Source organism: Rariglobus hedericola (assembly GCF_007559335.1).
GTDB classification, from domain to species: domain Bacteria; phylum Verrucomicrobiota; class Verrucomicrobiia; order Opitutales; family Opitutaceae; genus Rariglobus; species Rariglobus hedericola.
In genome coordinates, this window is record NZ_VMBG01000001.1 from 121,497 (window position 1) to 141,619 (window position 20,123).

17 protein-coding genes are annotated in these 20,123 nt (G+C 61.8%); 7 read left to right on the plus strand and 10 right to left on the minus strand.

The window, feature by feature from the left end:
* The first annotated feature begins 64 nt into the window (after nucleotides 1-64).
* Nucleotides 65-1,288, plus strand: coding sequence for a tryptophan synthase subunit beta (trpB, locus tag FPL22_RS00600; RefSeq protein ID WP_144228181.1), 1,224 nt, complete (start codon nucleotides 65-67; stop codon nucleotides 1,286-1,288).
* 81 nt (nucleotides 1,289-1,369) lie between these two features.
* Complete coding sequence (locus FPL22_RS00605) at nucleotides 1,370-2,242, plus strand: YicC/YloC family endoribonuclease (protein WP_144228182.1); 873 nt, start codon at nucleotides 1,370-1,372, stop codon at nucleotides 2,240-2,242.
* A 17-nt stretch (nucleotides 2,243-2,259) separates the two neighbouring features.
* Here FPL22_RS00605 and FPL22_RS00610 read toward each other — a convergent pair whose 3' ends face one another.
* The 7 genes from FPL22_RS00610 to hemF form a co-directional block, all read right to left on the minus strand.
* Nucleotides 2,260-4,254, minus strand: coding sequence for a polysaccharide lyase family 8 super-sandwich domain-containing protein (locus FPL22_RS00610; RefSeq protein WP_144228183.1), 1,995 nt, complete (start codon nucleotides 4,252-4,254; stop codon nucleotides 2,260-2,262).
* A 26-nt stretch (nucleotides 4,255-4,280) separates the two neighbouring features.
* Nucleotides 4,281-4,850: a signal peptidase II gene (gene lspA / locus FPL22_RS00615; protein ID WP_144228184.1), complete on the minus strand. Its 570-nt coding sequence runs from the start codon at nucleotides 4,848-4,850 to the stop codon at nucleotides 4,281-4,283.
* Nucleotides 4,847-5,902: a TraR/DksA family transcriptional regulator gene (locus tag FPL22_RS00620; RefSeq protein WP_162525143.1), complete on the minus strand. Its 1,056-nt coding sequence runs from the start codon at nucleotides 5,900-5,902 to the stop codon at nucleotides 4,847-4,849. Before FPL22_RS00620 ends, lspA begins: the two co-directional genes overlap by 4 nt.
* Nucleotides 5,903-6,002: 100 nt before the next feature.
* Complete coding sequence (ileS, locus tag FPL22_RS00625) at nucleotides 6,003-8,864, minus strand: isoleucine--tRNA ligase (RefSeq protein WP_144228186.1); 2,862 nt, start codon at nucleotides 8,862-8,864, stop codon at nucleotides 6,003-6,005.
* Nucleotides 8,865-8,940: 76 nt separating this feature from the next.
* A complete protein-coding gene (hemG, locus tag FPL22_RS00630) occupies nucleotides 8,941-10,320 on the minus strand; it encodes a protoporphyrinogen oxidase (RefSeq protein WP_238991269.1) in 1,380 nt (459 codons plus the stop codon).
* Between the two features lie 67 nt (nucleotides 10,321-10,387).
* Complete coding sequence (hemE, locus tag FPL22_RS00635; RefSeq protein WP_144228188.1) at nucleotides 10,388-11,419, minus strand: uroporphyrinogen decarboxylase; 1,032 nt, start codon at nucleotides 11,417-11,419, stop codon at nucleotides 10,388-10,390.
* Nucleotides 11,420-11,427: 8 nt separating this feature from the next.
* Nucleotides 11,428-12,345, minus strand: coding sequence for an oxygen-dependent coproporphyrinogen oxidase (gene hemF / locus FPL22_RS00640; protein ID WP_144228189.1), 918 nt, complete (start codon nucleotides 12,343-12,345; stop codon nucleotides 11,428-11,430).
* Nucleotides 12,346-12,497: 152 nt separating this feature from the next.
* Here hemF and FPL22_RS00645 point away from each other — a divergent pair, with 152 nt between their 5' ends.
* Entirely contained in the window at nucleotides 12,498-13,226 is a 729-nt protein-coding gene (locus FPL22_RS00645; protein ID WP_144228190.1) for a sulfite exporter TauE/SafE family protein, read from the plus strand.
* Between the two features lie 13 nt (nucleotides 13,227-13,239).
* Here the strand turns inward: FPL22_RS00645 and FPL22_RS00650 are convergent, their stop codons facing one another.
* A complete protein-coding gene (locus FPL22_RS00650) occupies nucleotides 13,240-14,274 on the minus strand; it encodes a D-alanyl-D-alanine carboxypeptidase family protein (protein WP_144228191.1) in 1,035 nt (344 codons plus the stop codon).
* Nucleotides 14,275-14,325: 51 nt separating this feature from the next.
* Entirely contained in the window at nucleotides 14,326-15,969 is a 1,644-nt protein-coding gene (locus FPL22_RS00655) for a peptide chain release factor 3 (RefSeq protein WP_144228192.1), read from the minus strand.
* Nucleotides 15,970-16,139: 170 nt separating this feature from the next.
* Here FPL22_RS00655 and FPL22_RS17640 point away from each other — a divergent pair, with 170 nt between their 5' ends.
* Genes FPL22_RS17640 through FPL22_RS00670 form a run of 4 tightly spaced genes read left to right on the plus strand, consistent with a single transcriptional unit; the run spans nucleotide 16,140 to nucleotide 18,723 of the window.
* Nucleotides 16,140-16,289 (plus strand): hypothetical protein, encoded by a 150-nt coding sequence (locus tag FPL22_RS17640; RefSeq protein ID WP_162525144.1) that lies wholly within the window; start codon nucleotides 16,140-16,142, stop codon nucleotides 16,287-16,289.
* A 36-nt stretch (nucleotides 16,290-16,325) separates the two neighbouring features.
* Entirely contained in the window at nucleotides 16,326-17,507 is a 1,182-nt protein-coding gene (locus FPL22_RS00660) for a class I SAM-dependent rRNA methyltransferase (protein WP_144228193.1), read from the plus strand.
* Nucleotides 17,508-17,530: 23 nt separating this feature from the next.
* Nucleotides 17,531-18,325 (plus strand): alpha/beta hydrolase, encoded by a 795-nt coding sequence (locus tag FPL22_RS00665; RefSeq protein WP_144228194.1) that lies wholly within the window; start codon nucleotides 17,531-17,533, stop codon nucleotides 18,323-18,325.
* Nucleotides 18,326-18,339: 14 nt separating this feature from the next.
* Nucleotides 18,340-18,723, plus strand: coding sequence for a response regulator (locus FPL22_RS00670; protein ID WP_144228195.1), 384 nt, complete (start codon nucleotides 18,340-18,342; stop codon nucleotides 18,721-18,723).
* 79 nt (nucleotides 18,724-18,802) lie between these two features.
* On the opposite strand, the gene eno is transcribed toward FPL22_RS00670, so the two are convergent.
* Complete coding sequence (eno, locus tag FPL22_RS00675) at nucleotides 18,803-20,119, minus strand: phosphopyruvate hydratase (RefSeq protein ID WP_144228196.1); 1,317 nt, start codon at nucleotides 20,117-20,119, stop codon at nucleotides 18,803-18,805.
* Nucleotides 20,120-20,123 lie beyond the last annotated feature (4 nt).

Consider the following 20,123-nt stretch of genomic DNA (forward strand, 5'->3'; position numbering starts at 1 on the left):
CGGTCCTCTTTTGACCAAAACCCGTTTGCGTCCTCCTGTCTTCGTCGCTCCATTCATTTTTCCCATGTGCGCCGCCACCTCACCGATTGATTGCCACTCCCTGCCTGATGCCGCCGGACATTTCGGCCAGTTTGGCGGAGTCTATGTGCCCGAGACGCTCATGACCGCGCTGCAGGAGCTGACCGCCGCCTATGAACAGGCCAAGGCGGATCCCCTTTACCGCGCCGAACTGCGACACCACCTCAAGGAATTCGCCGGCCGTCCGACCGAACTTTATTACGCGGAGCGCCTGACCACTCACTGCGGCGGCGCGAAGATTTTTTTTAAGCGCGAAGATTTGCTGCACACCGGTGCGCACAAAATCAACAACGCCATCGGCCAGGTGTTGCTCGCCATCCGCATGGGCAAGAAGCGCATTATTGCCGAGACGGGCGCGGGTCAGCACGGCGTAGCGACCGCCGCAGTCTGCGCGAAATTTGGACTGCAGTGCGTCATCTACATGGGGGCCGTCGACATGGAGCGCCAGGCCTTGAACGTGTTTCGTATGCGTCTCATGGGCGCTGAAGTTCGCGGCGTGGAAGCCGGCCAGAAAACGCTCAAGGACGCCGTGAACGAAGCGATGCGTGATTGGGTGACCAATGTGCGCGACACCCATTACATCCTCGGCTCCGCGCTCGGTGCACATCCGTATCCGATGATGGTGCGCGATTTTCACCGCGTGATCGGCCAGGAGGCCAAGGAGCAGATCATCGCACGCGAGGGACGCTTGCCCGACGAGATTGTTGCCTGCGTGGGTGGCGGTTCCAACGCGATCGGCGTGTTCTTCGATTTCCTGCAGGAGGCCACGGTCAAACTCATCGGCGTCGAAGCCGGCGGTCGTGGCATCAAACTGGGCGAGCACGCCGCGCGTTTTGAAGGCGGAAAACTGGGCGTCCTTCAAGGCTCCAAGACCTACATTCTCCAAAATCCGGATGGCCAGATCGAGCTCACGCATTCCGTGAGCGCCGGTCTCGACTACGCGGCGATCGGGCCGGAGCACGCCTATTACCGTGACATCGGCCGCATCGGCTACGCCTACGCGACGGATGACGAGGTGATGGAAACCTTCCAGCTCGTTTCCCGTCTCGAAGGCATCATTCCCGCGCTCGAATCGACGCATGCGATTGTCGAAGGTCTGAAGCGCGCCAAGGCTTTGCCGAAGGATAAGATCGTGCTGATCAACCTGAGCGGTCGCGGCGACAAGGACGTGAATCAGGTCGCGAAGATGCTGGGCGTAAAATTGTTCTAACCTCGGCTGCGCGCGTGCGCGCGGGTGGGGGTGAAGGATTTTAGCCGTGTTATCCGCGCAATCGCCGGTTAGTGATTGGGTATGAAATCGATGACCGGCTACGGCCGCGCTTCCGCTCCCCTCGGCACGCATACGCTTACTGTTCAAGTCAGCTCGGTGAATCGCAAGACGCTCGACCTGACCGTCAAACTTCCGCGCGAATGGGAAAGTCTTGAGCCCCTCGTCGGCGAACTCGTCCGTCAAAATGCGATGCGTGGAAAAGTGCATGTTGATGTCGAGCTGACTGGTGCCGCCGGTGTGACCGAGATCGATTGGGACGAGACGGCCGCAGCCGCGTTGTTCAAGCGCCTCGCGCAATTTGCCTCCAGTCGCGGTGTCACGTTCACGCCCACGCCCGAGTTGTTGCTCACGTTGCTCAACAGCCAGCGCAAGGGATCGTCGCTACCCGATGTCGAGATCGCCGAGCCGGTGCTGGCTGAGACACTGGCCGAGGCCTTGAAAAGTTTTGCCTCCATGCGAGCCAAGGAGGGATCGACGCTGCTCGTCGATTTTATGAAGCGTTTGGAAACGCTCACCGGTCACGTGAATGCGGTGGCGGCACGCGCACCTCAGGTCGCTGCCGGCTATCGTGATGCGCTGCACAAGCGTCTGCGCGAAGCGGGCCTCGAGCTCGATGTGAGTGATGAACGCGTGCTCAAGGAAATCGCGCTGTTTGCAGATCGTTGCGACATCACCGAAGAACTCACGCGTCTACGCAGTCACTTTGACCAGTTCACCGCGCTGCTGAAATCCGGCGGCGAAATCGGCCGTAAGTCCGAGTTCATTTTGCAGGAAATCGGTCGCGAGGTTCACACGATCGGCAGCAAGGCCAACGACCTCGAAATCTCGAAGAACGTGATCGAGCTCAAGAATGAGCTCGAACGCATCCGCGAGCAGATCGCCAACGTGGAGTAATCCACGCGGGCCTGCGGTTATAGCGTGATGCGGGCGGTCTGACCGAGGTAATCGCCTTCAGGGAAAATGACCGTGCCTTGTTTGCTTGGGCCGGACGGACTGCTCAATTCGACAGACAGGCGTCCGCCGAATTGTTTGATATCCGCGGCGTCCAACGTCCATCCGCCCGAGCCATCGGATTGAAGCATCACGCAGCATTCGCGATCCACGGTGAGCGTGCAGCCGGGCAGCCACGACACCGAACCGGGGGAGAAAAACGAGACTTGAAGCAGGTGGGTTTCCGGCCACCACACGGCCTGGCAGCTATCGGTGTTGGCGGCGATTTGGAAAGCGGGGGATGCGGCGAGTGTCGTGAGTTCGTCAGCCGAGGCATCGGTCGTCACGAGGTAGGCGTAGGTGGCGTTATCCGGCGTGTCGCCATGATTCACATACGCGAGGAAGACGTCGGCTTGCGCGGCGTCGCTCAAGCTGCTGCCGATCAAATCCCATGAGCCGGTCTTCGGTCCGCATTCGACCGTGACCTTGGTCGCTTCGGGGAAAATAAATCCCCACGGGCCGTGGCGGAGCCAGCGGTCACCACGCTCGACCTGACCTTGGACGATGCTCTGATCGAGGGTTGTCACCACGGGACCGGCGAAGGAACTGCGGATGCCGGCACCGAGACAAACGACTCCGCCGGGACCGAAGAACCAACTCTTGTGCGCGTTGAGGTGATCGGAGCGCAGGTGCTGCATGCAGGCTCCATGGCGACCATTGCTCACGCCACCGACGAGATCGGCGTTACCGCGGTTGCCCACGGTCTGACGCGGTTCGGGTTTCGGAGTCTGCAGACAGGTGATGCCAGGGAGCTTCTGCCAGTCCCAAACCGGAAAGATGTCCTGATACTCCGATCCATCGCGCAACAGGTAGGTGAGGCCGTCGGCGACGTGGTGGGTGAGCTTGCCCTCGTCGTTGCAACATTCGGCGCGGATGGTGCGCTTGGAGTGCATGCGGACGGAAATGCAGGCCGCCGCTTCGTGCTGCACCATGAAATCGGCGCGGTAAAACATCCGGTTGCCTGACAGGCAGCCCGGTGCTGCACCCGTGCGTAGGGCATCGGCCAGATCGCGGAGCTCGGCCTGACGTGTGCCGCCAGCTTCGGCGAGAAACGCTGCGACCGGAGCGAGGCTGATATTGGTCTGGCGCGGGCGGGTGATTTCACGGTCGCGGCAGCCGTGATTGTAATCCTCGCCGCGCAACATCCAGCGCGTGCCATCGAGGAGGAAATTGGCGATCAGCTCGTGGTAGTGCGGCTCCGGGGCCCAACGAGTGCCGTGGGTGCTTTCAAAAAAGAAAAGTCCCTCGCAGAGAAAGGAGTTTCCGTAGCCGCCGTTGTAGAGCAACGGGCCATGTTGGTGGAAGCTGCCATCGACTTGAATGCCTTCTTCGGTGCGGGGGGAAATCCGCACTTCCTGCAAGGCGGCGGAGACGGCGGAGCCGATGAGGGCTTCGTCGCCGGTTAACGCACCGGCGAGAACCTGGTTGGCGGAAATCCAAAGGAGATTGGCGCCCGTCCAGGTAAATGGAGAACGGGATACGTTATCTTCCTTCAGAACAAAGTTGCCGGCACGGTCGAAAATTTTGCGACTGCGGGCGAGAACATCGGGCGGCACGTGCTCACCGAGCAACAGCATCGAGTGGGCGAGCAGACGTGGAGAGCCGATCTGATTGTGCCACCAGTTGGCGGACATCGGATCGTTTTCGATCCACCATTTCAGCGCGGCGACGGCTAAATTGATATGGGCGGTGTTGCCGGCGGCGGTCGCTTCGGTGACCAGCTTCTGCATGCGCAAAAGGTGGAGGCGCGGCATCCAGACTCCGCGTGCGCGGGTGGAGTAATCAATGTCTGCCCAATTTCCAGCCGGTGTCGGGGGCTCGCCGGTGACGACGGGGAAGTCCGAATTATGCGGAGACACTGAAAGGATCTGACGACGAAGCTGGTCACGAAGACGCTGCAGGTCGGGGGAAGCCATAAAGAAAAGCTAGGGTGCGCTGGGCTTCAGCTCTGTGCGGGGGCACGCAGGCTGTAGATCAAATAAATCACGACGCCCACGCAGATGCCGGCATCGGCGACGTTGAAAGTTGGATACACATAGTCGCCAAAGTGAAAATCGAGGAAATCGATCACGTGACCGTGGATCAAGCGGTCAACCAGGTTGCCGATGATGCCGCCGCAGAGCAGGCCGAAGGCGAATTGGATGGGGCGTTTTTTGAGCTCAAGGGCGCGGCGCCAATAATAGATTCCGCCGAGGGTGATCAGGGCGAGCAAGGCGAGCATCGTGGTCTGGCCGGCAAACAGGCTCCACGCCGCGCCGGTGTTGCCGACGTGGGTGATGTAGAAAAAACCATCGATAACGGTGATCGCGCCGTCGGAGGGGTCGTAGGTGGGAAACGGCAGGGTCGCGGAGATCCACGCCTTGGTGAGCTGGTCGAGAACGAACACGCCGAGGCTGAGCCACCAGAGAAGTTGATACGCGTGAAGGCGCTCCCAACGCGAAACCGCCACTTGAGGAGTGGCGGTCGGCGTGGGTTGGATATCTGGAGGAGGCGTGATGGACGCGGGGCTCATTCGTCGTCGCCGTCGCCGCTGCTGCCGGCGGACAACGTGCCGCCTTCTTCGCCGAGTTCTCCGAAGAGGCCGGCTTGGGAACGGGAGCGCATGCGGTTGCGCTCGATATCTTTTTGGGCTTCGGCCGAGTAACGGGTAAACGGCACGGCGAGCAGACGCTCCTTGGCGATGGGCTTCTGGGTGTTTTCGCAGATGCCGTAGCTGCCGTCTTTGATGCGCTTGATGGCGGACTCGACTTCGGAAAGGGCTTCCTGTTCGGAGGACACGAGGGAGAGCGCGAAGTCGCGGTCAAAGGTGTCGGTGCCGGCGTCGGCCATGTGCTGGCCGTAGCTGGAGAGATCGCCCGAGTCGTCTTTGGACGAACGCTTCAGGGTCTCCTCGGAGTGGGTGTCGATCTGGCCGGTGAGGTGGTTGCGCAGCTCGATCAGGAGTTTGTAGTAGCGCAGGAATTTCTCGGGGATGTCCAAGGAGTCGTCGTGCGGGACCTGTTTTTTCTTGGGATTGAAGCCCAGGATGTCGGCGAGGGAGGCGGCCTTGATGTGATGGGGCTGCGCGGGCTTGGCGATGACCGTCGAAGCGGTGATCAGCTTGGTGGTCTTGGTGGTGGTCTTCGCGGCGACCGACTTGGTGTCGACCTCGACTTTGGCGGTCTTGGCGATTTCGCGAATCTCATCGAGGGAGAAGGCGATCGGGCGGACTTTTTCCTTGGCCTTGCTCTTTTCGAGGATGCGGCTGCGCAGGCTGTCGCGTGCCGAGGACTTGGCCGAGACGGCGGCCTTGGGAGCGGCGGCGGCGGGCTTGACGGGAGTTTTTTCGACTTTGGAAGAAGAAGGAGCGGGTGCTTTGGATTTGTCGGACTTCACAGGTGCTACGGACTTAGGGGCCGGCTTGGCGGCGGGAGAGGATTTTGATTTGGTGACGGGTTTGGCCACCGGTTTCTTGAGGATTGCTGGTTTCTTTGTGACCGCTTTGGCGGCAATCGGTTTCTTGGCGGGAGCTTTTTTTGGAGAGATTTTCGAGGCCTTGACGGGCTTCGGTGGAGACTTTTTCACGGCCGGTTTAACAGGTTTGCCAACGGACTTCTTTTTTGGAGCGGGAGCGGGCTTTTTAGTTTTTTTGGCCATGATGTTAGTTGATGGACTGAGGTAAGTGTTACGGGGCGTGCAAAGCTTCGGCGCAGCGGGAGCAAAGCTCGCCGTGCGTGGTGTTTTCCAGGGCCGGCACCCAGCGCCAGCAGCGCGGGCACTTGGCGTCGCCCAGTTCTTCGCAGTTGCGGACGGCCGCCGTGAGCGGGGCTCCGGTGGCGGGCGTCAGCGTGACGTGCGAGACGATGAACAACTCTGGCAGGAAATCGCGGTGCTTCTCGAGGGTGCCGAGCGTGGTGTCGGCCGAGTCGGCGGAAAGGGTGATGGAGGCGTCGAGGGACTTGCCGATCTTGCCGGCCTGACGGGCGGGCTCGATGGCCTCGGTGACCAAGCTGCGAACCTTGAGGAGCGCGGCCATGTCGGCCTCGATCTCGGGGTTCGTCCACGCGGCGTCGGCCACGGGCCAGTCCTGAAGGTGGATCGGGTTGTCGGTGAACTCGGTCTTGGTCGTTGCGTAGGCCCAGGCTTCGTCGGCGGTGAAGGTGAGGACGGGGGCGAGGATTTTGACGAGGACTCCGAAAATGTGGTGGATCGCGGTCTGCGACGAACGGCGCAGCGGATTGGTGGTGCCGAGCGTGTAGAGACGATCCTTCAGGATGTCGTGGTAAACGGCCGAGAGCGTGGTGGCGCAGAACGAACTCACCGCCTGGATGACGCGGTGGTATTCATAAGCATCATACGCGGCGGTCGCCTCGGCGAGGAGTTTGGCGGTCTGGTGGAGCGCCCAGCGGTCGAGCGTGTCGATCTGCGCGTAAGGCACGGCATCGGTCGCGGGATCGAAGTCGCTGAAGGTGGAGAGCTGGTAGCGCAGGGTGTTGCGCAGGTTGCGGTAGCCCTCGGCGGCGTTGTTGAGGATTTTCTCGGAGAGCGTGATGTCCTGCGTGAAATCCTGGGAGGCGATCCAGAAGCGGATGACGTCGGCACCGTATTGCGCGATGAAGTTGTCGGACGTCGGGGGCTTCTCGTATTGGCCGGACTTGGAGATCTTCTTGCCGTCTTCACCGACGATGAAGCCGTGGGTGAGAACGGCTTTATAAGGCGCTTCGTTGAAGGCGATGATGCTGGTCCATAGCGAAGACTGGAACCAGCCGCGGTGCTGGTCGGAGCCTTCGAGATAAAGATCGGCGGGTGCGGAGGTGTTGCCCTGATGGTTGCGAAGGACGGCGGCGTGGGAAGAGCCGGAGTCGATCCAGACATCGAGCGTGTCGCGGCCGATGGTGAGCGTGGACGGCGCGGGCCAGCCGGCAGGAAGCGCGACGCCATCGAGGATCTCGGAGGCGGGGGCGTCATACCAGAAGTTGGTGCCCTTGGTGGCGATCTTGTCGGCCACGGCGCGGATCACGCCGGCATCGATGAAGGCGTTTTTATCGGCGTCGTAGAAGGCGATGATGGGAACGCCCCATGAACGCTGGCGGCTGATGCACCAATCCGGACGGGCTTCGACGGCGCCGGTGATGCGGGCCTGGCCCCAAGTCGGAACCCACTGGACAGCGGGAATGGAGGCGAGGGCGGTTTCGCGGGGAGAAGCCGGAGTGGCAGAGGACGTGCGGTCGAGGCCGACGAACCACTGGTCAACGGCGCGGAAGATGATCGGGGTCTTTGAGCGCCAGCAGTGCGGGTAGCTGTGGACGTATTTGGCCTTGGCGAGGAGAGCGCCGGCGCCGGCGAGTTTTTTGAGGACGGCGAGGTTGGCGGGCGAAGGCTTCTTGGCGGCGATGTCCTCGATGGTTTCGAGGGTGCTGATGCCGACGAGATCGGCGGGGACTTGTCCGTCGTCGAGGTAGCGGCCGTCGCCGCCGACGGGGCAATAGATATCCAGTTTGTATTTGAGGCCGGTGAGATAGTCGTCGGCACCGTGGCCGGGGGCGGTGTGGACGGCGCCGGTGCCGGAGTCGGTCGTGACATAGTCGGCGAGGACGACGGGCGAGGCGCGGTCGATGAACGGATGGCGGGGGGCGAGTTTTTCGAGCTCGGCGCCCTTGACGGTTTTGACGATGGCGGGGGCGGCCTCAATCTTGGCAGCGGCGAGCACGGCGCCGAGCAGGGCCTGAGCGACGATGATGCGTTCGGCCCCGAGGTCGGCGACGACGTATTCAACTTCCGGATGCAGGGCGATCGCGAGGTTGGCCGGGATCGTCCACGGGGTGGTCGTCCAGATGACGACGAAGAGTGGCTTGTCGGAGGGAAGGTTGAACTTCGCGGATTCCTCGGCGGGCACGGCGAACTTTACCCAGATCGCGGTCGAGACGTGGTCTTTATATTCGATCTCGGCCTCGGCGAGGGCGGTTTCGAAGGGGATGGACCAGTAAACGGGTTTCTTGGAACGGTAGACCAGGTTCTTTTCGACGAAGGCCGAGAAGGTTCGGATGATGTCGGCCTCGTAGGCGGGAGCCTTGGTCTTGTATTGGTTGGCCCAGTCGGCCTGCACGCCAAGACGTTTGAATTGTTTGGTCTGGGTGGTGATCCAGCTCTCGGCGAAGGCGTCGCAGAGGGAGCGCATTTCGGCGGTGGAGACCTGCTTGTTTTCGGCCTGGAGGCCGCGCATGACCTTTTGCTCGATGGGAAGGCCGTGGCAGTCCCAGCCCGGCACGTAGGGCGTGCGGTAGCCGCGGAGAGATTTGTAGCGAAGCGTGATATCCTTGAGGGACTTGTTCAGGGCGGTGCCAATGTGGACATCGCCGTTGGTGAACGGGGGACCGTCATGGAGGACGAACGTTTTGCCGGTATTCGCGTTCTTGCGCTGAATGGCGGCGTAGAGATCCAGTTTCTCCCAGTGGGCGAGGCGGGAGGGCTCGCGCTGCACGAGATTTGCCCGCATGGGGAAATCGGTTTTAGGAAGCTGGAGAGTGTCTTTCAGGTCTTGCGCCATGCCAAAGAAAAGCGGCGAAGGCTACCCCCGGCACCTCGGTAGTCAAGGCCCGCGAACGACTCGTTTTGGGAAGAAGTTACGCCAAGGCGCGGACGGCCAGTTTTTCGCCGGCGGCGAGGCAGTTAGGAAGCGAGATGCCGTCGCGAACGTGTCCGCCGATCAAAAGTCCGGGGCGGGCGGCCTCGGTGCGGGCGATAAGGTCGAGAAAACGCTCGTAACCGAGATTGTATTGGGGGATGGCGTGCGCCCAGAAACTGCGGCGGATGAAGGCGGGGGCACCGCTCACGCCGAGGAGTTCGGAGAGTTCTTTTTGGACGAGGGTGAGCAGGGAAGGCTCGTCAAGACGGGCGAGGTCGGGGCGGAGGGCGCCGCCGCTCATGACTGTGAGGGCAACGTGGCCGGCGGGGGCGCGTCCGGGGAAAAGCGTGGAGTTGAACAGGACGCCGAGGATGGAGCGGCTTTCGGCGGGCGGGACCAGCATACCGAAGCCGTCGAGCGGGTGGGTTACCTGTTCGCAGCGATAACCGAGGAAGAGGGAGGAAACAGGTGGGTATTCAACGTCGGAGAGAGCTGAGAGCGGACGTTCGCCCATCGGGCCGATGGTGAGCTCGGAAAGTGCGGCCGCGGGCACGGCTAGGACGACGGAGGAGAATGTTTCAGTGTGCGAGACCTGATGGGAATCTTTCCAATACAGCTTCCAAGGTTGGCCGGGGACGATTTCGGTGACGCGCGCGTTGAGTTCGACGCTACCGGCGGGGAGGCGGGCGGCCAAGGCGCGAGGGAGAGTTTCGAGTCCGTCGGTGAAATTGACGATGGGTGACGGGCCGGAGGGCTCGCCGCGGGCGCGTTTGGCCTTGGCGGAGGCGAGTTGGGCGCGGATGAGCGACCCGTGGGTGCGTTCGGCTTCCCATAGAGAAGGGAAACTGTGACGCGCGGAGAGTTTTTGGGCATTGCCGGCGTAGATTCCAGAAACGAACGGACGCAGGCCGTAATCCACCAGTTCGGAACCAAAATGATCGGCAACGAAATCGGCGAGACTGACGTCGGCGGTGCGGTTGCGACGGCGGGAGAAGACCTCGATGAGCAGCTGGAGTTTCGCAATGCCGGAAAAAAGCGGAGAGGTGAAAAAGGCCGGAGGAGAGGTGGGCGCGGCGACGGGGCGGCCATCACGGACGATGTAGCGGTTTTTGGCGGCGGGCGACGCGGTCAGCGGGGCGAGGTCGAGTTCGGAAAGGAGTGCGGCGACCGGCGGGGTGAGTTGGAGGGAGTTGGGACCGGCTTCGTGGAGCCAGTCGCCTTCACGTTCGCTGCGGATGTTGCCGCCGAGGCGAGGCGAGGCTTCGAAGAGACGAAATGCACGGCCTTGACGCGCAAGCCGGTGTGCGGCGGCGAGGCCGGTGATACCGCCGCCGATGATGGCGACGGGGAGGGTTTCGGAGTTTCTGACAGGATTCACGGGATGGGAACAGGATGTCAGAACGGAGCGTATCGGACTACGCAGATTTTGCGCTTTGCGAAGCGGGTTATTTCCACGTGGTCACCGTATCCACGAGCGCCTGCATGTTTTCGATCTTGGCCTGCGGGGTGATGCCGTGGCCGAGATTGAAGACGTGGCCGTTGAGCCCGCGCATGGATTCGAGGAGGCGGGCGGCTTCGCGGGAGACGATCTCGGGGGTGGTCTGCATGAGGACAGGGTCGAGATTGCCCTGGAGCGCGACGTTGGCGGGGAGGTTACGACGGACGATGGCGAGGTCGTTGGTCCAGTCGACGCTGATGGCGCGCACGCCGGAAAACGCCTGGTCGGTGAGGTGGGGCGCGGTGCCCTTGGCGTAGAGAATGATCGGGAAATCAGCGGGCAATGCGGCGATGATGCGGCGTATCCATTTCAAGGATGCGGCTTCATAATCGGGGCCGGCGATGAGTCCGCCCCAGGAGTCAAAGATCTGGATAGCATCGGCGCCGGCGGCGATCTGCATGTGGAAGTAGGCGATCAGCGACTCGGTGAGTTTTTCGAGGAGCGCGTCGAAGGTGGCGCGGTCGGTATAGAAGAGGAGCTTGATGCGCTCGAAGTCGTCGGAGCTGCCGCCCTCGACCATGTAGGTGGCGAGGGTCCATGGGGAGCCGCCGAAACCGAGGAGCATTTTGCTGCCAGCGAGTTCGGTTTTGAGGAGGCGGAGGGTTTGCGCGACGTAGTCGAGTTTCTCGGGGACGGCGGAGACGGGGTTGAGCGCGTCGATGTCGGCACGGGTGGAAATGCGACGGTCCATGGCGATGCCGCCACCGTCGCGAAAACTGTAGGGCTGGCCGAGGGCTTCGGGGATGACGAGGATGTCGGAGAAGAGAATGGCGGCGTCGAGTCCGGGGAAACGACGGACCGGCTGGAGCGTGACTTCGGCGGCGAGCGCGGGGGTCTGCACCATGTGGACGAAGGACGACTGGGCTTTGAGCGCGCGGTATTCGGGCAGGTAGCGACCGGCCTGGCGCATGACCCACAAGGGGGGGCGGTCAAGCGGCTGGCAGGCGAGGGCGGAGAGGAAACGTTCGCGGCTGTTCATCTGTTTTTTTAAAGAGCGGCCCAATCACGAGGGCGGAGGAAATCGGTATGGAGGCGGGCTTCCTCGGTGCCGGGTTCGGGGGAGTAGTTGTATTTGAACGACACGAGCGGGGGGAGGCTCATGAGGATGGATTCGGTGCGCCCGCCGCTTTGCAGGCCGAAGTGGGTGCCACGGTCCCAGACGAGGTTGAACTCGACGTAACGACCGCGTCGATACAACTGCCAGTCGCGTTCGCGTTCGCCGTAGGGCGCGGCCTTGCGGTGGGCGACGATGGGCTGATAGGAGGGGATAAACGCGTTTCCGACGGCGCGAAAAACGGCAAAACACGACTCGAAACCGAGGGCGTTAAAGTCGTCAAAGAAGAGGCCGCCGATGCCGCGAGGTTCGCCGCGATGCTTGAGGAAAAAGTAGTCGTCGCACCATTTTTTCCACTTGGGGTAAAGATCATCACCGAAAGGGGCGACCGCATCGCGTGCGGTGCGGTGCCAGTGGGCGCAGTCGTCCTCGAAACCATAATAAGGCGTGAGGTCGAAGCCGCCGCCGAACCACCAGACGGGATTGGGGCCGTCGGGATCGGCGATGAAAAAACGGACGTTGGCGTGGCTGGTGGGGACGTAGGGATTGCGCGGGTGGATGACCAGCGAAACGCCGAGGGCCTGCCACGGTTTGCCCGCGAGTTCGGGACGGTGTGCGGTGGCGGAAGGCGGGAGCTGCGTGCCAAAAACGTGGGAGAAACCAACGCCGGCCTTTTCGAAAACCGAGCCGTCTGCCATCACGCGCGAGCGGCCGCCGCCACCTTCGGCACGGGTCCAAGGATCTTCGGCAAAAACCGCCGAACCATCCTCGGACTCGAGGGCGCGACAAATACGATCCTGCAGGTCGAGCAGGTAGGCTTTGACGGCGGAAAGATCGGGCGCGGTGGACATGGCGAAGGGAAAAACAAAGAGAACGAGAACGCTTAAGACAATGACAACGATTTTGGTCCGCGGGGCGGGGGGCTTGACGACTTTGCTACAGTTCGCGTTCGACAGGGGACGAGGCCTGATGGCTTTATGTCCGCTTTCGCCTTTTTAATCGAATGAACTCAACCGCCCTGGCCACCATTGCAGCGACCGGCTTTTTCGTCGCCTTTCTGCATGCGGCGATCCCGACACACTGGCTGCCGTTTGTGTTGGTGGCGCGCACCCGCCGCTGGAGCCGCTCGAAGGCGTTGATGGTTTCGGTTTTCGCGGGATTGGGCCATGTGGCGTTGACGAGCCTACTCGGTCTGGCGATCGCGTGGTTCGGCTTCCAACTCGACGAACACTTCGGTCACGCGTTCACGATGATCGCGGGCGGCGTGTTGCTCGTGGTGGGCGCGTTTTATTTTTGGCGTCAGTGGCGGGGCAAAGGCATCCTGCATCACCATACGCCGGGCGGTAACCATGAGCCGAGTTCGCACTGCGGTCATGAAAAGCACGGTCACAGTCACTTGGAGGCCGAGTTGGAAGGCAGCGCGCTGGTGTCGGATCGCAAGGGCGACTGGGCGGCGATCAGCGGGTTGTTCATCATGCTGACGTTGTCACCCTGCGAAGGGTTTTTGCCGGTCTATCTCTCGGGCGTGCAGTTTGGCTGGCAGGGCTTTTTTGTGCTCAGCGGCATCCTCGCAGTGGGCACGCTCGGCGGCATGTTGGTCTTTACCTGGCTCACCCTCGTCGGTCTCGAAAAGGTGGAGCTGAAGCGCATTGAGCGCTGGGAAGCCGGCCTGCTCGGAATCGTGTTTACGGTGCTCGGCGTCGTGATGCTGACGCTCAAGCACTCGCACTAAACAATCAGTCCCGTTACTTCTTTTTTGGGGGAAGCGTAAACTTTACCATCGGTGCGTCGGCAGCCGGTGTGGACGCAGGTGCTGCGGCGGCGGGAGTGGTGCCAACCGGTGAAGCGACGGGACTGAAAGGGGAGGTGGGCGCCTCCTTCGGGCCGATGAACGTGGGCGAACCGGCAGGAATGGCGGCGAAACTCTGCGAGAGGAGTTCGATCGTTTTGCGATCACGGGCGGCGCCCAGATCGATGGTTCCGCCGGGGCCGAAGGCGCCCATGATGACGATGATGACGCGGTGGCCGTTGCGAAGCGCCGTGGCGCTCAGGCAATATCCGGCGCTCTTCGTATAACCGGTTTTGAGTCCGTCGACTCCCTGGATTTGGCCGAGGAGCTTGTTATGGTTGATCATGTGCATGGGGCCTTTCACGCGGGCGGATCCGAAGTCGCGTTCTTTGACGGAAGAGTATTTGAGGACGTCGGTTTTCTGCACGAGATAGCGACAGAGAATCGCGAAGTCGCGGGGCGTGGTGAGGTCGCCATCGGCGGTCAGGCGGCTGCTCGGGGGCAGGCCATGCGGCGAGCGAAAGGTGGTATTGGTCATGCCGAGGGAGCGGGCCTTGGCATTCATGAGTTCGACGAACGCCTCAACCGAGCCGGCGGAAAACCGGGCGAGGGCGTGGGCCGCATCGTTGGCCGACTGGATCATCAAGGCGTGGATGAGGTCTTCCACGGGGAAGGCTTCGCTCGGATCGAGAAACACTTGGGTGCCGCCCATGCCGGCATCGTCCGGAGTGATTTGCACGACGGTGTCGAGGGTGAGGGAGCCGCTCTGGAGTTTGTCGTAAACGACTGCAAACGTCATGAGCTTCGTCATGCTGGCGGGTGGCGTCACGACGTCGGCATTTTCCTCGGCGAGGGTCTGGCCGGTGGCGGCATCGATCGAGATGTAACCCTTCCATACGCCGGCTGGTTTCTGGGGTTTGGCGGCGCGCGCGACCGGCGTGAGCACGGCGAAGGCAAAGACGGAGAGAGCGAGGAGACGGGTGAAGTTCATACGCTGGTCGGGAGAGTTAGGAAGGTGGGAAGGGGAGTGTGGCGACGGATATTATTTGGCGCCGCGGGTCTGCTCGATGGGGAGCTCGTGGAGTTTGAGCTCGGGGTTCTTGTCCATGAAGTAGCGCAGCGTCCAGTCGTTGGGGAAGAGGACGATGGGCTGGTCGAATTTATCGACGCCGAAGCTCACGCCGCTGGCGACGATCAGCGTGGACGTGTCCTTGAGCGCGGGATGCGGTTCGAGCCAGCGGAGGAGCGTCCACGGCGTGGCTTCGAGACGGGACTCGGCGTTGTATTCGGATTTGAGGCGGAACTGCACGACCTCGAATTGGAGAACGCCAACGGCGGCGAGCAGGGTGGCGCCGGGAGGAGCGTTGCGCGGTTGGAAGGACTGCACGACGCCTTCTTGGAGGAGCTGCTCGATGCCGGCGCGGTATTTCTTGGAGTCGCCGGAGTTGGGGTTCGAGATGTAGGTGAACACCTCGGAGGGGAAGCGCGGGATCTCGTCGTAGGCGATGGTGCGGTCTTCGGTCAGGGTGTCGCCGATGCCAAAGGCGTCGTGACCGACGAGACCGATGACATCACCGGGCCAGGCAACGTCGACGGTTTCGCGCTCTTGTCCGAAGAGACGGTGCGAGGAGGACAAGCGCACGGTGCGACCGGTGCGTTGATGGACAACGCTCATGTCGCGGGTGAATTTGCCGGAGCAGATGCGCACGAAGGCGATGCGGTCGCGGTGCTTCGGATCCATGTTGGCCTGAATCTTAAAAACGAAGGCGGAGAATTTCTCGTAGGTGACGGGAATCTCGCGGGCGAGGGTCGGAGCGGGCGCGCCGGGAACGGTGATGCTGACGGAGCTGCGGGTGGTCGGCGGAATCGAGTTTTTGAGGAAACCCTCAAGAAGGATCTGGATGCCGAAGTTGTTCACCGCGGAGCCGAAGAATACGGGCGTTTGTTTGCCTGCCTGGACGTCAGCGAGGTTGAACGGCGCGCTGGCACCATCGAGAATCTCAATCTGTTCGGAGACCTGGTCGAACGTGTAGTCGTCGAGGCGGTCGCGGACGACGGGATCAGTGAGACCGGTGACATTAACGGGGGCGCGGTAGGCACCATGGGGCGTGCGCTCGAACAGGTGAACTTCCTTGGTGCGGCGATCGTAAACGCCACGGAAGCCGGGGCCGTTGCCGAGGGGCCAGGTGACGGCGCAAGGCGTGAGGCCGAGCACGCGTTCCAATTCATCGAGGAGATCGATGGGATTGAGCGTGGGGCGGTCGCACTTGTTCATGAACGTGAACACGGGGACGCCGCGGCGTTTGCAGACCTCGAAGAGTTTGCGGGTCTGCGGCTCGATGCCCTTGGCGGCGTCGATCACCATCAGCGCCGCATCGACGGCGGTGAGCACGCGGTAGGTGTCTTCCGAGAAGTCCTTGTGACCGGGGGTGTCGAGCAAGTTGACCGCGTAGCCCTGGTAGTCGAATTGGAGAACGGTTGAGCTGATGGAAATGCCGCGCTGTTTCTCGAGCTCCATCCAGTCGGAGGTGGTGGCGCGCTGGCTCTTGCGGGCGGTGACGGTGCCGGCGAGGTGGATGGCGTTGCCGTAGAGGAGGAATTTCTCGGTCAACGTCGTTTTACCGGCGTCGGGGTGCGAGATGATCGCGAAGGTGCGGCGGCGGGCGATTTCCTGGGCGGGCGTCATGGCTAAACCCTCAACGCAACAGGTCGCAGGCGGGGAGGGGAAGCCTTATTTGGAAAGTCGCGAACGGACCAGCATTGGGGCAACGCCGGGTAAATTTTCACAAAGTTATGCAACTTGCAGGATGGATATGGGGCTGCCCGCGCACATCGTCATGAGCGCACCCCTCGTTTATGCTCATCGCTTTCATGGTTATCGCGGCGCTTTACCTCGCCGGACTGCTCGTCCTGACGGGCGCGGTCATGCGTGCGCCCGAGGGTTTCGAGGATGAAGACGGTTTTCATAAAGGCCGCGGTCCGTTGACCGACGATCTTTCACTTTGAGCTTCTACTGGCAGGGCGGCGCGTGATGATGTCGCGATGTCGTCGCCTGTCGCTTCACTGAAACTTAAAGCCAACGCCAAGTCGCGCGTTCTCACCGGCCACCCGTGGGTGTTTGCCAACGAGGTCGAGACGCTCCTTTCCCCCGACAACGATGGCGCCGTCGTGGAATGCCGTGACCGCGCCGGCCGTTTTCTGGGCAGCGGTATTTATAATTCGAAGTCGCAGATCATCTGGCGCCGCCTGAGCACCCAGCGCGTCACGCTCGACGAAGCCTATCTGCGCAACGCGATCACCAAGGCCATCGCCCGCCGCGATGCCAGCTCTGCCAGCCCCACGCACCGCCGCTTGATCTGGTCGGAGTCGGACGATCTGCCCGGCGTGGTGGTCGATCAATTTAGCGATACGCTGGTGTTGCAGATTCAGACGCTCGCGATGGATCAGCGTTCGCAGCTCATCACGGATCTGCTCGCCGAACTGGTTTCGCCCGCCGAGATCATCGTGCGCAACGACGCCCACATTCGTAAGCTCGAAGGCCTTCCTCTCGGCGTGCACACGCGCAGCGGAAAATCCTGGGAGCCCCGTTGGGAGAAAATCGACGGCTTTGATTATTGGCTCGATCTGCAAAGCGGTCAGAAAACCGGTTTCTATCTCGATCAACGCGAACAACACGCCGTCCTCGCGAAACACGTCGCCGGCAAACGCGTGCTCGATGCCTTCTGTAATCAAGGACCGTTCGCGCTTCACGCCGCGCGCGCCGGTGCGAAGGAAGTGCTCGGTCTCGACAGCGCCGGTGACGCCATCGATCAGGCTCGCAAAAATGCCGAGCGCAACGGCGTGAACGCGTCGTTCAACGTGGCGAATGTGTTCGACTGGTTCAACGATCCGGCGCGCCACGGCGAGCCGTTGTGGGATGTAATCGTGCTCGATCCGCCGCCGTTCGCGAAGTCGAAGAGCGCGCTCGAAGGTGCGTTGCGTGGCTATAAAGAAATCAATCTCCGCGCCATGCAGAGTCTCGTGCCCGGCGGCATTCTGGCGACCTACACGTGCTCGCACCACATGCAGGATGCCGAGTTGCGCACCGTGCTCGCCGAGGCGGCAACCGATGCGAAGCGCAAGGTGCGCGTCGTCGAGTTCTGCCACCAACCCGCGGACCATCCCGTCCTCGTGACGATGCCCGAGAGTGAATACCTCCGTGGCTACATCGTGCGGGTGGAATAACCGTATTTGGATCACGATTTTTTATGGCTTGGAGCACTCTTCATTGGAAAAGCGACGTCATTGGTAAGCAGACCACCGCGCAGGTGTTGCTGCCGGAAACGGGCAAAGGTCCGTTCCCGGTGTTTTATCTTTTGCACGGACTGAGCGACGACTCGTCCATGTGGCTGCGCCGCTCGCGGATCGAATGGTATGTGCGCGACCTGCCGTTGATCGTGGTGATGCCGGACGGCTACCGGAGTTTTTATACCAACGCGGTCGAGGGACAGGAGTTCGCGCGGCACATCGGCGAGGAGCTTCCGTCCTTCATCGAACGCACGTTCCATGCGCGTCCCGAACGGTCGGCGCGCGCCATCGGTGGTCTGTCGATGGGTGGCTACGGTGCGCTGCGCATCGGCCTGGGTTACGCCGATCGTTTTTGTTCGGTGAACAGCCACTCAGGCGCGGTGGCGTGGGGGAATTTCGATTACAAGACCGGCCCGAACGCCCCGGTGTCGTTGAACGGCCGAGGCGCGGAGTTTTTGCGTGAGTTGAGCAAGATCTTCGGTGCTGATCCGCGTGGTTCGGATCACGACTTGAGCGTGCTCGCCCAACGCGCGAAGGCATCCGGGATGCTGCCCGAATTACTGCTTGATTGTGGAACCGAGGATTTCCTTATCGAGGACAACCGCTCGTTTCATGCCGAGCTCACGGCGGCGCAGGTGCCGCATACCTATAACGAATTTCCCGGCGCCCACACGTGGGACTATTGGGATACGCACATTCAGGAGGCGCTGGCGTTCCACGCGAAGAACCTGCGCTTGCCGTTGGCGACCGCCTGAGGTTAATCGAAACCATGGCCCTGCTCGTTCCTTCGTCTGCCCTGATTGTCGATGACGAGGCTCACATCCGCTCGTATGTGAAACTCCTGCTTATGCAGCTCGGCGTGGAAACGTTTTATGAGGCGGGTAACATCACGGAAGCGCGTGAACTCTGGCAGGCTCATCATCCGGGGCTCGTGATGCTCGATGTGAATATGCCGGGGGGCAACGGACTCGCTTTGCTGCCGGAGATACGCGGCGAGGACGATGAAGTCTTTATCGTGATTTTGAGCGCGGAAGCGCAGTCAGGCACCATCAAAGAAGCGGTCGATGGCGGAGCGGATGGCTTCCTGCGCAAAGACCGTCCGCGCGAGGATCTGATCAAGGAACTGGAAGGAATTTTCGAAACGGAGGAGTGAGGGAAGCACGAGTCCGGCGGACGCAAAAAAGGACGGACCGTGAGGTCCGTCCTTTTTTTGCGATGTATTCGTCAAACGATTACAGGCGGCCGGCGTAGATGCCGGTGGAACCGAGCTCTTCCTCGATGCGGAGGAGCTGGTTGTATTTGGCGACGCGGTCGGTGCGGGAGGCGGAGCCGGTCTTGATCTGGCCGCAGTTGGTGGCGACGGCGATGTCGGCGATGGTGACGTCCTCGGTCTCGCCGGAGCGGTGGGAGAGGACGGCGGTGTAGCGGCTCTTGTGGGCGAGCTCGACGGCGTCGAGGGTCTCGGTGAGGGAGCCGATCTGGTTGACCTTGACCAGGATCGAGTTGGCGGTGCCGGTGGCGATGCCCTTCTTGAGGAACTCGACGTTGGTGACGAAGAGATCGTCGCCGACGAGCTGGATCTTGTCGCCGAGGGCGACGGTGAGCTTCTTCCAGGTGGCCCAGTCGTTTTCGGCGCAGCCGTCTTCGATGGAGTCGATCGGGTATTTGGCGCAGAGCTCTTTGTAGTAGGAGACGAATTCGTCGCCGGTGAAGATGCGGCCGTCGGATTTCTTGAAGACGTATTTGCCGGTCTTCTTGTCGTAGAATTCGGAGGCGGCGACGTCGAGGGCGAGGGTGATGTCCTTGCCGAGCTTGTAACCGGCACCCTTCACGGCCTCGGCGATGGCGTCGAGGGCTTCCGTGGTGGAGGGGAGCTTGGGGGCGAAGCCGCCTTCGTCACCGACGGCGGTGGCGAGGCCACGGCCCTTGAGAACCTTCTTCAGGTTGTGGAACACTTCGGCGCCGGCGCGGAGGGCCTCGGAGAAGGTGTCGAAGTTGATCGGGCGGATCATGAACTCCTGGAAATCGATGGGAGCGTCAGAGTGCGCGCCACCGTTCATGATGTTCATCATGGGAACGGGGAGGACCTTGGCGTTCGGGCCGCCGATGTATTTGTAGAGGGGCTGGCCGAGGGAGTTGGCGGCGGCGTGGGCGGTGGCGAGCGAGACGCCGAGGATGGCGTTGGCGCCGAGCTTCGACTTGTTCTTGGTGCCATCGAGCTTGATCATGGCGTGGTCGATGCCGACCTGATCGAGGGCGTCGAAGCCGATGAGCTCGGGGGAAATCACGTTCTTGACGTTGCCGACGGCGGCGAGGACGCCCTTGCCGAGGAAACGGGTCTTTCCGTTGATGCCCTTCGGGAGGGATTTGGCGGTCACATCGCTGTCGCGCAGCTCGTGGGCCTCGTGTTCGCCGGTGGAGGCGCCAGAGGGAACGGCGGCGCGGCCAACGACGCCGTTGGCGAGCTTGACGTCGACTTCAACGGTCGGATTGCCGCGGGAATCGATGATTTCGCGGGCGGTGATTGCACTGATCGTGGTATTGCTCATGTGG